The sequence below is a fragment of the Holophagales bacterium genome (assembly GCA_016719485.1).
In the GTDB taxonomy this organism is placed as follows: Bacteria; Acidobacteriota; Thermoanaerobaculia; order UBA5066; family UBA5066; genus UBA5066.
In genome coordinates this window covers 227,273-240,027 of sequence record JADJZB010000028.1, presented here as the reverse complement: position 1 = coordinate 240,027, position 12,755 = coordinate 227,273, and the positions used below count along the sequence as shown (strand labels likewise).

14 protein-coding genes are annotated in these 12,755 nt (G+C 71.2%); 6 read left to right on the top strand and 8 right to left on the bottom strand.

Annotated features, from left to right (window positions below):
• The 4 genes from IPN03_19870 to IPN03_19855 all read right to left on the bottom strand — a co-directional run bounded on the left by IPN03_19870 (position 1) and on the right by IPN03_19855 (position 3,325).
• Positions 1–513 carry a DinB family protein gene (locus IPN03_19870; GenBank protein ID MBK9375909.1) on the bottom strand — a complete coding sequence of 171 codons (513 nt, stop codon included), beginning with the start codon at positions 511–513 and terminating at the stop codon, positions 1–3.
• On the bottom strand, positions 510–1,418 hold the full coding sequence (locus IPN03_19865; GenBank protein MBK9375908.1) for a fumarylacetoacetate hydrolase family protein: 909 nt from the start codon (positions 1,416–1,418) through the stop codon (positions 510–512). The genes IPN03_19870 and IPN03_19865 overlap by 4 nt, the downstream gene beginning before the upstream one ends.
• Before the next feature lie 96 nt (positions 1,419–1,514).
• Complete coding sequence (locus tag IPN03_19860; protein ID MBK9375907.1) at positions 1,515–2,747, bottom strand: glycosyltransferase family 39 protein; 1,233 nt, start codon at positions 2,745–2,747, stop codon at positions 1,515–1,517.
• 137 nt (positions 2,748–2,884) lie between these two features.
• On the bottom strand, positions 2,885–3,325 hold the full coding sequence (locus IPN03_19855; protein ID MBK9375906.1) for a hypothetical protein: 441 nt from the start codon (positions 3,323–3,325) through the stop codon (positions 2,885–2,887).
• Between the two features lie 164 nt (positions 3,326–3,489).
• On the opposite strand from IPN03_19855, the gene IPN03_19850 reads away from it, so the two are divergent.
• The 5 genes from IPN03_19850 (at position 3,490) to IPN03_19830 (ending at position 8,271) form a co-directional block, all read left to right on the top strand.
• A complete protein-coding gene (locus IPN03_19850; GenBank protein ID MBK9375905.1) occupies positions 3,490–4,185 on the top strand; it encodes a response regulator transcription factor in 696 nt (231 codons plus the stop codon).
• A complete protein-coding gene (locus IPN03_19845; GenBank protein MBK9375904.1) occupies positions 4,182–5,489 on the top strand; it encodes a HAMP domain-containing histidine kinase in 1,308 nt (435 codons plus the stop codon). Before IPN03_19850 ends, IPN03_19845 begins: the two co-directional genes overlap by 4 nt.
• 163 nt (positions 5,490–5,652) lie before the next feature.
• A complete protein-coding gene (locus IPN03_19840; protein ID MBK9375903.1) occupies positions 5,653–6,597 on the top strand; it encodes an NAD-dependent epimerase/dehydratase family protein in 945 nt (314 codons plus the stop codon).
• Positions 6,594–7,316 carry a CPBP family intramembrane metalloprotease gene (locus tag IPN03_19835; GenBank protein MBK9375902.1) on the top strand — a complete coding sequence of 241 codons (723 nt, stop codon included), beginning with the start codon at positions 6,594–6,596 and terminating at the stop codon, positions 7,314–7,316. Before IPN03_19840 ends, IPN03_19835 begins: the two co-directional genes overlap by 4 nt.
• A 10-nt stretch (positions 7,317–7,326) precedes the next feature.
• On the top strand, positions 7,327–8,271 hold the full coding sequence (locus IPN03_19830) for a phosphatase PAP2 family protein (protein MBK9375901.1): 945 nt from the start codon (positions 7,327–7,329) through the stop codon (positions 8,269–8,271).
• A 14-nt stretch (positions 8,272–8,285) separates the two neighbouring features.
• Here the strand turns inward: IPN03_19830 and rsgA are convergent, their stop codons facing one another.
• Complete coding sequence (gene rsgA / locus IPN03_19825) at positions 8,286–9,350, bottom strand: ribosome small subunit-dependent GTPase A (protein ID MBK9375900.1); 1,065 nt, start codon at positions 9,348–9,350, stop codon at positions 8,286–8,288.
• A 341-nt stretch (positions 9,351–9,691) separates the two neighbouring features.
• Here rsgA and IPN03_19820 point away from each other — a divergent pair, with 341 nt between their 5' ends.
• Positions 9,692–10,810 carry a TerC family protein gene (locus tag IPN03_19820; protein ID MBK9375899.1) on the top strand — a complete coding sequence of 373 codons (1,119 nt, stop codon included), beginning with the start codon at positions 9,692–9,694 and terminating at the stop codon, positions 10,808–10,810.
• A 36-nt stretch (positions 10,811–10,846) separates the two neighbouring features.
• On the opposite strand, the gene IPN03_19815 is transcribed toward IPN03_19820, so the two are convergent.
• The 3 genes from IPN03_19815 to chrA are packed head-to-tail and all read right to left on the bottom strand — an operon-like array spanning position 10,847 to position 12,722.
• On the bottom strand, positions 10,847–11,377 hold the full coding sequence (locus tag IPN03_19815; protein MBK9375898.1) for a hypothetical protein: 531 nt from the start codon (positions 11,375–11,377) through the stop codon (positions 10,847–10,849).
• Entirely contained in the window at positions 11,374–11,589 is a 216-nt protein-coding gene (locus IPN03_19810) for a hypothetical protein (GenBank protein ID MBK9375897.1), read from the bottom strand. Before IPN03_19810 ends, IPN03_19815 begins: the two co-directional genes overlap by 4 nt.
• The gene (chrA, locus tag IPN03_19805) at positions 11,586–12,722 is read right to left on the bottom strand and encodes a chromate efflux transporter (protein MBK9375896.1); all 1,137 of its coding nucleotides are present in this window, start codon (positions 12,720–12,722) and stop codon (positions 11,586–11,588) included. The genes IPN03_19810 and chrA overlap by 4 nt, the downstream gene beginning before the upstream one ends.
• Positions 12,723–12,755: the final 33 nt, after the last annotated feature.

The window sequence follows — 12,755 nt, the reverse complement described above, 5'->3', positions numbered from 1 at the left end:
TCAGTCCTCGAAGGCGCCGGTCTCGTGGCGCTCGATCGCCCACCGGACGAGGTCGGTGGCGAGCGGTCTTCCGCCCAGCCGCTTGAGCATCGCGGCGATCTGGCCGCGGTGGTAGGAGGCGTGGTTCACGGTGTGACGGAGGACGGCCCAGAGGGGGGCCGCCTTCTCTTCCCTCTTCAGGTTCCTCCACGCGAGCGGCGCCAGGAGACGCTCCGGGGTCAGCGTCGCGAGGAACGCCGAGATCCGCGCGTCCGCGTCGTTCAGCATCCGTGCGGCGTCGACGAGGGTCGCGACCTCGTCGACGGCCGGGAGGACCGTCGCGTCCCGCCCCTCGAACCGCTCCGCCCACGCGCGGGTCGCGCCCGCGAGGTGGACGAGCGAGGCACGGATCGAGGGCCAGCCGCCACCCATCTCGCGGACGTACTCCTCGTGCGTCAGGGGCGCGAGCGACTCGAGGAGGAGCCGGTTCGCCCAGAGGTTGTAGTCCTGGAGCGCGAAGAGGTCGTCCTTCATCTCGCGGGGTCCTCGACGATCGTGTTCGCCAGCGTCCCGAGGCCGTCGATCGCGAGGCTCACGACGTCGCCGGGGCGCAGCCACTGGTCCTTCGTGATTCCCGAGCCGTTCAGCTCGAGGAAGCAGCCGGTGCCGACCGTCCCCGAGCCGATCACTTCTCCCGGCTCGAGCGTCACGCCGTCGGCGGCGCGCTGAACGATCTGGGCGAAGGTCCAGCTCATCTGGGCGACGTTTCCGTCGGAGACCTGGACGCCGTTGACGTGCGCCGTCATCCGGGCGTGGAGGACGTTGCCCCTCGGCGAGGGCGAGATCCGGCTCGCGAGCTCGTCCTTCGTGACGAGCCAGGGGCCGATCGCGGTCGCGAAGTCCTTCCCCTTGGCCGGCCCGAGGTTCAGCTTCATCTCCTCCATCTGGAGGGTGCGCGCCGAGAGGTCGTTCATGACGCCGTACCCGAGGATCGCAGCGTCCGCTTCCTCGAGGGTCGGGTTCGTGACGCGTTTGCCGATCACGACGAAGCACTCCAGCTCGAAGTCGAGCTTCTCCAGGCGGCGCCGCCCGACGCGCAGCTCGCCCGGCCCGATGACGGCGAGGGCGTTCGTGAAGTAGAAGACGGGAAACTCGTCGAACTCCGGGATCATCGGGAGGCTGCGGTTCCGGCGGGCCGTCTCGACGTGCTGCCGGAAGGCGTAGCCGTCGCGCACCGAGACGGGCCGCGGCAGCGGCGCGAGGAGGCGGACCTCGTCCTCCCGGAGGAGGCTGCCGCTCGGGAGCGACGCCTCCCCGGTCGAGAGGAAGAGCGCCTCCGGGAGGAGCTCCTCGTTTCGCCGGACGATGTCGAGAACGGAGAGGCCGCGAAAGGTCTCGGAGGCCCGGCCGAGGTCGATGAGCCCCGCCCCGGGGAGCATGAGGCCGGGAAGGCCGGCGGGATCCCCCCCCGGGCGGGCGAACGTGACGAGCTTCATCGGTGGCGGTTATACGACACGGCCCCTCCGGCCGCAGCGTCAGGCTGGCGCGCCGGCGCGGGGAGGGGGGTGCCCGCGGCCGGGCTCCGCCGCGAGCAGCAGCAGTCCGAGGATTCCGGACGGGGCCAGCTGCACGAAGAGCCTGTGGATGGAGTTCGAGGTGTGCCACTGCTGGTCGAGCGGGGTGACGATATAGACGGCGTAGTAGACGGCGGCCTGGATCGCGACGAGCCCGAGACCCGGAAAGGCGGCGTTCCGTTCCGGGCGGGTGGCCGGACCGAGCAGCAGAACGGCCAGCGCGAGCAGGCCGAGGACGAGGGCGTAGTGCTCGAGGATCTCCGCGCGGGCGGCCGCGAGAACGAAGCGGTGGCGTTCCGCGTCGAGGCACTTGCGGGCGAGGCCGGCGAACGCGCCGCCGAAGACCGTCTCGGCAGGGGCGAGGAAGGCCCGGTAAAGCCCGAGCGCCACCAGGCCCGGGAGGGCGCCAGCGAGGACGGCGGCAGCGTCGCGGAACCGGGAGGCGGGCGCCGACCCCGTGCCGAGGAAGGGCGACAGGGCGATCGCGGCGATCGCAAAGGGAGCGCCTTCGTTCTTCGTCCAGGCGGCGACGCTCGCCGTCACCCCGGCGAGGACGAGCAGCGCCGTCCGGCGGCTCCCGGCACCCCCTGCGAGAGTCAGGAACGCGATCGTCGCCGCGAAGGCCCCCGCGAGGGGGACGTCCGCGTACTGTTCTGCCCCGATCCGGACGATTCGGGGCGACGCGACGATCGCGAGAGCCCCGATCGCCCCCACGAGGGGGCCCCGGATTCGCCGGAGGACGCCGAAGACGAGGAGCGGCAGACCGAGCGTCGAGACGAGTGCGACGAACCACGGCACGAACGCTCCCTCGCTGCCCGTGATCGACCACGTGCGGGCGATCGTCGCGGGAACGAGGAGGGGGTAGTCGGGATGGCTCCAGCCGATCAACGGCGAGAACATGTCGACCCACGCCCCCGTCCGTCCCCGGTGGAGGAACCGGGCGTGGAGGGTCCAGATCGACCAGGAATCCCAGCCGCCGAATGGAACGGCGTGACGCGAGAACCCGAGGAGAGCGACGGAGAGGGCGAAGACGAGGCCGGTGGCCCCCGTCGCGGTCGCGAGGATCGGATCGCGGGAGTCCGGAAGCAGGGGGACGACCTTCGCCCGGGCCGAGACGACGAGGCAGGTGGCCCCCAGTGCGAGCTCGGAGACGATGAGTACGGCGGGGCTTCCTCCGGCCAGAAGGCCCAGCACGTGGACGAGAGCCCAGGCGCCGGTTCCGAGGGGAATCGCGATCGCCAGCCGCTCGATCCGGCCGGCGAGGAACGGCCGCAGGACGAACGCGGTCAGGATCGTCGGCAGAAGGGCGATACCGGCCGCACCGACAGGGATCAGGGAGCCTCCAGGAGCCAGAGGCCGATCCCGTCGTTCGTCCGGTGGAGGAGCCGAAGGCCCCTGGCGGCGGCGTCTGCCGGGACGGCGCGGATCATCGGGTCCTCCAGGAGAAGGCGGCCCGGGACGGGCTCGGTCGTCAGGACGAGCGGAGCGAGCGCGAACTGAGAGAGGTAGCCGAGCTGCACGTCGTCGCCTGGATTCCACTCCAGCTGGACCACGCCGCGGGCGGGCAGCCGGCCTCTGATCGGGGCGAGGCGGCGGTCCGACTCGAGCGCGGACGTCGAGAGGACCTCTCTGAAAGCGTCCCAGGCCCCGGAAGGGTTCCCCTCGACGTTCCTCGAGGCCTGGACCGCCAGCACGGCCATCACCAGCACGAGGCCGGCTCTACGGGCCGGCGAGAGGCCGAGGTCCGCCCGAACGAACGAGAGAAGGCGCATCCGTCGGCGTTATACGACGATCCGTGCGGCCTGTACGATCCCGGAATGCTCCCTCAACACGCCGTCGACCAGATCGCGGTACTCCTTGCGACCGCGCCCGTCCCGTCTGCCGTGCTCGTCGCTGCGAAGACCGCGGCGGCGGCAGGCGAGGGGGAGGACCGAGCGTGACGGAGCGACGCCGCCGGGCCGTCGTCGTCGAGGACGACGCGGAGACGAGGAGGTTCGTCGTCCGCGCGCTGGAGGAGGAGGGACTCGAGGTCCGATCCGCAGGACGGGCCGACAGCGCCCGCTCGCTACTCGTCGAGCCCGAGGTCGACGTCGTCATCCTCGACGTCGGCCTTCCGGGCGCCTCCGGTTTCGAGCTCTGCGGAGAGATCCGCCGCCAGGGCCTCGACGTCCCGATCCTGATGCTCACGGCGCGTTCCGACGTCGGCTCGCGGGTCGAGGGGCTGGAGGCGGGCGCCGACGACTACCTCGGCAAGCCGTTCGCCCTTGCCGAGCTCAAGGCGCGGGTCCGCGCCCTCCTCCGGCGGGTCCGGCCGGGTGTCGCGGAATCCGTCCTCGAGCACGCCGGCATCCGCATCGACCTGCGCCGTCGCCGAGCCTACAGGGGAGCGGAGGAGATCCCTCTGACGCGGCGCGAGCTGGACCTTCTCGTGAGGCTCGTGCGGGCCCGCGGCGTCGTCGTGCCTCGCGAGGTCCTCCTGGGGGACATCTGGGGACGGGACACGCCGGAAGCCGCGGCGAGCCTCGAGGTCATCGTCAGCCGCCTCAGGCGGAAGGTCCCGGGACCCGGAGGGTCGAGTCTCGTCCGCAACGTACGGGGCATCGGCTACGCGCTCGACGAGGACGGCACATGAAGTTCGACTCTCTTTCGCGACGAACCGTTGCCGCCACGCTCCTGACTGCGGTGGTCTCCTCCGTCGTCCTCGCCGCGGGTGCCGCGCTCGCCCTGCGGCTCCTCTGGCAGCGGCACGACCTTCGAGAGCTGGACCGTACCGCGGTAACCCTGGAGCGGACGTTCAGGCTGGAGATGAAGGAGCACGGGCACACTCTCTCGGAGGCCGCCAAGGAGGTCCTGGAGGAGATGATCGTCCACCCGGACCGGGCGGAGATCCGGAAGGGGGCGGTCGTCGTGGCCGAGCACGGGGAGGGGCCACGGCTCGACGGCGCAACCGGTCTGCCGGTGGGCTGGATTGGCGTTCGGCGCGAGATGCCGGGGGGCTTTGTCCTCGAGGTCGTCCGCCGGCCGCAGGACGGTCTTCCGCTCCGGCGCCTGTTCTGGGCGGCGCTCTTTCTGGCGGCCATCCCCTCGTCCCTGCTGGCTCTGGCCGTTGGCCGTTGGGCAGGCCGGGCGGCGGCGCGCCCCATGGAGGACCTCGCCCTGCGCCTCGGCGCCGTCGATCACCCGCGCGACTACGTTTCGGTCCCGCACGAAGCGCTCCCGTCCGAGGCCGCCGTTCTCGAGCGGGCCTTCTCCGGGGTCCTCGGGCGGCTCGGAGCGGCGCTCGACAGGGAGGCGGAGTTCGTCCTCAACGCAGCGCACGAGCTGAGGACGCCGCTCACGCGCATCCGACTGCGGACCGAAAGGGCCGCGGCGGTGGCCTCGGGGGAGTGCCGGACCGAGCTGGAGGCGTTGACATCGGAGGTGGACCGGCTCGCGCGGCTCGTGGATGCCCTCCTCGTTCTGTCGCGTGACGAAACCAGCGGGCTCGGCGCCGGTGAAACCGTGAACGTCGCCGACCTGGTGAGGGCATCCGCCGAAGGAAGCGGACGGGCCATTGCGCTGACGGCGCCGGACGAGGCGCTCGTCCGGGGAGACGAGGACCTCCTGCGGCTCGCCGTCGACAACCTCTTCGACAACGCCCGGAAGTACGCACCGGCAGGGGTCACGCCACTGGCGGTGCTCTCCGCCGACGGCGGGCGGGTGACCCTCTCGGTGGAGACGCCCGGCGTCGCGCTGGCGCTGGAGGAACGCGAGAAGGTCTTCGATCGCTTCTACCGGGGAGCTGCGGCGAGGGAAGCGGCGCCCGGTCTCGGCCTCGGCCTCGCACTGGCGCGGCACGTCGCACGCTTCCACGGAGGAGACGTGATCGCTGCCGAGGGCGGCGGGGAGAAGGCCATCTTCGAGCTTCGCCTCCCCGGCTGGCGAAGCGGCGCCTGACGCCATTCGATGAAGGATCGTGGGCGTACCGCGAGTGCTACGATCGCCGACCGATGTACGGTAGCGCGCCGAGGAGCGCCCTCCCATCCGTCCGGATGGAGTCGATCTGAGCCCTGAACGGGTCTTCGTCACGGGTGGCACCGGGTTCGTCGGCGACAGGCTCGTGGCGTCCCTCCTGGCCCGGGGTCGAACCGTACGGGCGCTGGCGCGCCCGACGAGCAAGAGATCCGCCGCCGAGCGACTGGAGTGGGTGGAAGGCGACATCCTGGATCGCGCCTCGCTCCGCCGCGCGCTGGAAGGCTGTTCGGAGGTCTTTCACCTCGCCGCCTATGCCCGGAACTGGGCGAAGGACCCTTCGACGTTCTCCCGGCTCAACGTCGGGGGGACCCGGAACGTCTTCGAAGCCGCGGCGGAGTCCGGCGTACGGCGCATCGTCTACACGTCGACGGTGGTCGTCTTCGGGCCGACGACGAAGGGGGTCGTCGGGAACGAGGCGACGCCGAGGTCGACGCCGCGCTTTCTCACGGAATACGAGGAGACCAAGTCCGTTGCCGAGCGGGAGGCCCTGGAAATGGCCGCCCGGGGCGTCCCCATCGTGGTCGTACACCCGACGCGGGTCTTTGGTCCGGGAAAGCGGACCGAGGGTAACTCGGTGTCGCTGATGATCGACGAGTACGACCGCGGGAGGTTCCCGGTCGTCCCCGGCAGCGGCGAGAACGTCGGGAACTACGCGTTCGTGGACGACCTCGTCGAGGGGCATCTCCTCGCGATGGAGAAGGGCCGGGTGGCCGAGCGGTACATCCTCGGAGGCGAGAACATCTCGCTGAGAGGTCTCCTGCGGCTCGTGGACGAGCTGACGGGGAAGAGGCACATCCAGATCGGGCTGCCTCGGCCGGTCGCGGTGTCCTACGCACGCCTCGAGAAGCTGAAGGCCGAATGGTTCGGTCTCTATCCCCGGATCACGCCCGGATGGGTCGAGACGTTCCTCGAGGATTGGGCCTATTCCAGCGCGAAAGCCGAGACGGAGCTCGGCTACCGGATCACGCCTCTTCGGGAGGGTGTGCGCCGGACGCTGGACTGGCTGCACGGCCAGGGCGGCGGCCGGTGATTCTGCGCGCGGAGCCCGCCTCTGCCGGAGACCTCGTTCCCCCGGTCAGCCGGAAATCCACCATCGTCGTCGTCGGCGCGTCGGTCCTTGGAATCCTCTTCTTCTACTTCGGGAACCAGCCAACCTACCTCCGGCACCTGGCCTCCACGTTCGTCCTCGGGCGAGACCCGGTCTTCACCGCCGGGCTCTACTCATTCGCCGCGGCCTTCGTCCTCCTGGGCCTGATTCCCGCCCTGATCGTGAAGCTCGTGTTGCATGAGCCGCTCTCGGCCTACGGGGTGCAGCTGGGCGACCTCTCCTTCGGATGGAAGGCCTTCGCCGTGGTCGCTCCGGTCATGGCTCTCCTGAGCCTTTCGGCGTCCCGGATGCCGGAGTTCCTCGCCGTCTACCCGCTGAACCGGGCCTCCGGTGCGGGGCCGCTCGCGTTCGGGGGCCACGCCCTCGCGTACCTCGCTTTCTACGCGGGCTGGGAGTTCGGCTTCCGGGGGTTCGTCCAGTTCGGTCTGCGCGAGGAGATCGGGGACTGGAACGCCATCCTCGTCCAGACCGCCGTCTCGGCCGCCTTCCACGTCGGAAAGCCCTTCGGCGAGACGCTCGGTGCCGTCCTGGGCGGTCTCGTGTGGGGCGTCATCGCGTTCCGTTCGCGGTCCCTGCTCGTTCCCCTCCTGACGCACTGGGTGCTCGGACTCTCGCTCGACCTCTTCATCGTGTGCCGCTAGCTTCCACGCGATGACCGGTATACCGACGAGAGACGGAGAGGCGCGGCGGGTCTTCGGAGGGGTGGAGCTGCGCGCTGCAGACGGGGTCATCCTCGCGACCCTCGCGCTCTTCAGCCTCCTCGCCGTGGGCTTCCGGGGGGCCGTCGAAGGGTGGTCCCTCCTGGTCGCGAAGAACGTTGGTGTCGCACTCGCCGTCCTCGCCTCGGCTGCCGTGATGCCGCGCGTCCGGCGCCCCGTCGTCGCGTTCTTCCTGCGGACGGCCACCGTTTCGCTCTCGTACGCCTACCTGTTCGGCGCCGTCGCCTCCCTGCAGCTGGTCCTCCACGGAAGGTTCCAGGACGACCTCGTCCTCGCGTTCGAGGCGTGGCTCTTCGGCGTCCAGCCAACGCTCTGGCTGGAGCGATGCGTCACGCCTCCCCTCACCGAGTGGATGATGTTCTGCTACGTCATCTACGTGCCTCTCTACCCCGTCCTCTGCGCGGTCCTCTGGGTCCGGCGGGGCCGGGCGGCGGCGGAGGAGTACTTCCTCGCGCTGGGCCTGGCGAACGTCCTCTGCGACGCCGGCTTCATCCTCTTTCCGGTCGCCAGCCCGATGTACTGGATGGCAGACCGGTTCCGTATTCCGCTCGACGGGGCGCTCTTCACGTGGGTGGGGGAGCTCATCCGGACCCATGCCCACTACGCGGGCGGATCCCTCCCGAGCCCCCACGCCGCCGCCGCGACGGTCATGTGGGTCATGGCGTGGAAGCACCACCGCCCGACGTTCTGGCTCCTCTCGCCGGTGGTCCTCTCCCTCTACGTCTCCACGTTCTACGGACGGTTCCACTACGTGACGGACGCGGTCTTCGGCATCGCGACGGCGGGTCTCGCGGTCGTGCTGACGCCGCTCGTCCAGCGGGCGTGGGGCCGGCTCTCGGGAGCCGGCCCGGACACCTCGGCAGCGTGTAGAACGTAGACCAGACCCCCGTCTCAGCGGAGCTTCTCCGGCCCCTTCGCGCCACCCATGATCCGCTTCCAGCGGAGGCGCTCGGCGCGCGCGGGGCCGAGGTTTCGGCGCATCTCGAGCGCTTCCTCCTCGCGGCGGAGCTTCTCCCAGGCCGCGATGCGGCCGGCGTCGAGGCCGCCCGTGCCCGCGGCCTCGCGGACCGCGCAGTCCGGCTCGGCCTCGTGACGGCAATCGCGGAAGCGGCACGACGGGGCGAGGGCGGAGACCTCGTCGTAGGTCGCGGCGATGCCGTCTGCGGCGTCCCACAGCGCGAGCTCCCGCAGGCCCGGGGTGTCGACGAGAAGCGCTCCCGATGGAAGCGCGAAGAGCTCGCGGTGCGTCGTCGCGTGGCGGCCGCGCCGGTCCGCGTCACGGATCTCGCGCGTCGCCTGCCGCTCCTCGCCGAGCAGCGCGTTGACGAGCGTCGACTTCCCGGCGCCGGAGGGGCCGAGGAGGGCTGCCGTCGCGCGGGGGACGAGCAGGGCCGACAGGTCGTCGAGGCCGTGGCCCGACACCGCGCTCACGGCGACGACGGGGGCGCCGCCGGCGATCTCGCGGGCAGCCGCGAGAGTGGCCTCCGGGTCGGCCACGAGGTCCGCTTTCGTCAGGACGACGGCCGGCGGCACGCCCGCCTCGCGTGCGAGGGCGAGGAAGCGCTCGATGCGCCGCGCGCGCAGGTCGCCGCCGAGCGGGGCCGCCACGAGGAGGAGGTCGACGTTCGCCGCGAGGAGCTGCGCCTCGTCGCGACGCCCCGCCGCGCGGCGGACGAGCGCCGACCGCCGCGGGAGGACGGCGTCGACGACGGCGAGGTCGTCGCCGGGGTAGGCACGCGCGGCGACCCAGTCGCCGACGGCCGGGAGGTCGGCGGGGGTGTCGGACGCGAAGCGCAGGCGGCCGGAGAGCTCCCCGGCGAGCTCGCCGTGCGGCGTTGCGAGGCGGTAGATCTCGCGTGTCGCGGTCAGGACGCGGCCGGGGGCGAGCCCCTGCCGCGCGTAGTCCTCGAAGAGGGTTTCGAAGTCAGGGTCCCACCCGAATCGGGTCAGGGGCATTTCGGGGCCTCCGTGGGGAAACGGTCGCGAACGGGAAGGGAGAGGCAGGCCGCGCGGCGAAACCCACATCGCCGGGCGCGTGGCCCGTCTCTATCACCGGCGCGCTAGGGGGCGCGCCTTCCCGTCAGGCAAGGACCGTAAACAGAGGCCGTCTCAGGCGGACAGGATAGCGCAGCCGGGTCGTCGCCGGAATACCTGGGCCCCCCGGAGCGTTCACAGCCCCGTCGGTCAGGGGAGAATTATCGGTTGCAGCGGCCAGCGGGCGGGCCGCTTGCCGGTACCCGACGCTGGGCGACATCCCTGGCTGACGGATCCTCGAAAGGAGTCTCGACGTGCTCTGGATGTATTCCGGTTTCGTTCTGCTGATCCTGGCGCTCCTCGCGCTCGACCTGGGCGTCTTCAACCGCAAGGCTCACGTCGTGTCCGTGAAGGAGGCCCTCGGCTGGTCGGTCTTCTGGATCACCATCGGCCTCGCGTTCAGCGGCTTCATCTACTTCGGCTACGAGAACCACTGGCTCGGCCTCGGTCTCACGCCCGACCTGATGACCGCGCGTCCCGTGGCCGTGGAAGGGCTCGGGACGGTCTACAACGACGGGGCCTCGGCTTTCGTGAAGTACGTGACGGGATACCTCGTCGAGAAGTCCCTCGCCGTGGACAACATCTTCGTCATCAGCATGATCTTCACGTTCTTCGCCGTGCCCGCGCTCTACCAGCACCGGGTGCTGTTCTGGGGCATCCTGGGCGCGCTGCTGCTGCGCGGGGCGATGATCGCCGTCGGCGCGAAGATGATCCAGGAGTTCGCGTGGATCATCTACGTCTTCGGCGGGTTCCTCATCCTGACCGGGGTCAAGATGCTCCTCCTCAAGGAGGGGGAGACCGACCCGAACAGGAACCTCGTCGTCCGCGCGACCCGGAGGCTCTTCCCGATCACCGAGCGGTTCCACGGCGAGCACTTCTTCGTGAGGGCGGGGACCGACGCCTCCCGGGAGGCGGAGACCCCGGGCGCGGCCGTCGCTTCCGACAGGGTCGTCGAAGCCGCGAAGCGCGGGACCGTCCTCGCGACACCGCTCTTCCTGGCCCTGGTCATGGTGGAGTTCACCGACCTGATCTTCGCCGTCGACTCGATCCCGGCGATCTTCGCCATCACGGCCGACCCGTTCCTCGTCTTCACGAGCAACGTCTTCGCCATCCTGGGCCTTCGCAGCCTCTACTTCGCCCTGGCCGGGATGATCGACAAGTTCCGCTACCTGAAGGTCTCCCTGGCCGTCGTGCTCATGGTGGTGGGCGTCAAGATGATGACCCACAAGTGGCTCAAGGAGCAGCTCGGCGAGAACTTCAACCTCTACCTGCTCGCCGTCGTGCTCCTCATCCTCGCGGCCGGCGTCGTCGCGTCGCTTCTGAAGAACCGCGGCGAGGAGACGAGGTCGGGCGGCCCCGGCGCCGCCCGACCCGTCGAGTAATACACGATTTCACGCCTGGCACGGAACGGAGGGGGTTCAGCTTTCGCGCACGCGTCGCCAGAGGATCGCGGCGCCGCGGGGGACCTCGGGGAGGCGGGCGGAGACCTCGTCGGCGAGGGCGCCGCCGCCGTCCGCATCGAGGAGCTGCCTGACGTCCGAGAGGTCCTGGGTGCCGCCCGCGTGGAGCATCAGGAGAACGAGGTCGGCCGCGCGGACGACGGGGATGCGGACGTCGAGGAGCGCGAACGGCTCGGCCCGGCTCACGACGCCGTCGAGCCAGGCGCCGCGCCCGACGAAGACGTCGACGGAACGCTCGTCGCGCGAGAGGAGCCGGACGAGTCCCCGGAGCGGGTCGTCCGCGTCGCCGCGCCGGATCTCGATCTGAGTCCCGTCCCTCGTGACGAGCGCCCAGTAGGCATCGGCCAGGACGGCGACGTCCGTCGTGAGGAGGTCGACGTCGAACGTCGGGCGGGCGACGCCGCGGACCGCGAGGGCGATCCCGCCGACGGCCGCGAAGGGCGTCCGGCGGAGGTCGAAGTGCTTCGCGACGTTCGCGAGCAGGCTCACCCGGTCCCCGCCACCCGGCTCGGGATCCGGCCGGCCCGCCTCCGGGACGCGAGCTCGGCTTCCGCCGCCGCGCGCGTGATCCCGCGCGCCCTGCGGAACGCCTCCGCTTCGTCGTCGCCGAGCCGCAGCGCGCGCTGGACCCGCTCGGCGGGGGTCAGCGACGCGTCGTCCTCGGCGGTCTTCCGCCGGAATGCGTCTCCGGTGGACGTCATGGCGCGATTATCGCCCCTGCGACGGCTCCCCCGAGGACGAGCCAGGTCGAGTTCGGCCGGAAACGCAGGAGAAGGATGGCGGCGCCTGCGGCCAGCAGCGCCGAAGGGACGTCGACGACCGCCGCCCGCCCGAGAAGCACCGTGACGACGGCCATGAGGGCGAGCGAAGCGACGTTGACGCCGTCGAGGAACGCCGCGGCCGTGGGTGAGGTGCGCAGGCGCGGTACGAGCGGCGCCGAGAGGGCCACGAAGACGAAGGCGGGGAGGAAGATCCCGGCGGTGGCGACGAGAGCGCCGGAAGGGCCTGCGAGGAGCCAGCCGACGAAGGTCGCCGTCGAGAAGACGGGGCCGGGCGTCACCTGCCCGGCGGCGATCGCGTCGAGGAGCTGCGCTTCGGTGAGCCAGCCGAGCCTCTCGACGAGGTCGGCACGGAGGAACGCGAGGAGGACGTAGCCGCTCCCGAAGAGAACGGCGCCCGTCCGGCAGAAGAGCCAGAAGATCCCGTTGAGGGTGGCCCCGCCCGCCGACGCGAGTCCGGCCACGCCGGCGGCGAGAGGAAGTAGGGGAGCGAAGCCCGCGACGGGCGCGGGCGGGCGGCGGTCGGACGCTGCGCGCGCGGCCACGACGAGCAGACCGCTCCCCAGCAGCACCGCCAGCTCGTGGACGCCGAGGGCCGACGCCGCGACGGCAGCGACGCCGAGGACGCGGAGCGGCCACGACCGTGCGGCGAGCGGCGCGAGGCCCCAGATGGCCTGGAAGACGATCGCGAGGATGACGGGCTTGACGCCGTAGAGGAGCCAGCGCGCCTGGGGCAGGTCACTGGTGCGGACGTACGCCCACGCGAGGACGCCCGTGATCAGCGTCGCGGGGAGGATGAAGGCGAGGCCGGCGACGGCGAGGCCGGCCCACCGGCGGCGCGCCCAGCCGACGTGGATCGCCATCTCCGTCGAGTTCGGGCCCGGGATCAGGTTCGTGGCACCGAGGAGGTCGAGGAACGCGGCGTCCGTCATCCACGCCCGGCGCCTCACGACCTCGTCGCGCAACATCGCGACGTGCGCCGCCGGTCCGCCGAAGGCGGTGGTCCCGAGGCGAAGGAAGAGGAGCGCCAGCTCCGAGAGGGACGTCGCGGACATCGGTGCCGGGACGATAACCGGAAGAGAGCCCCG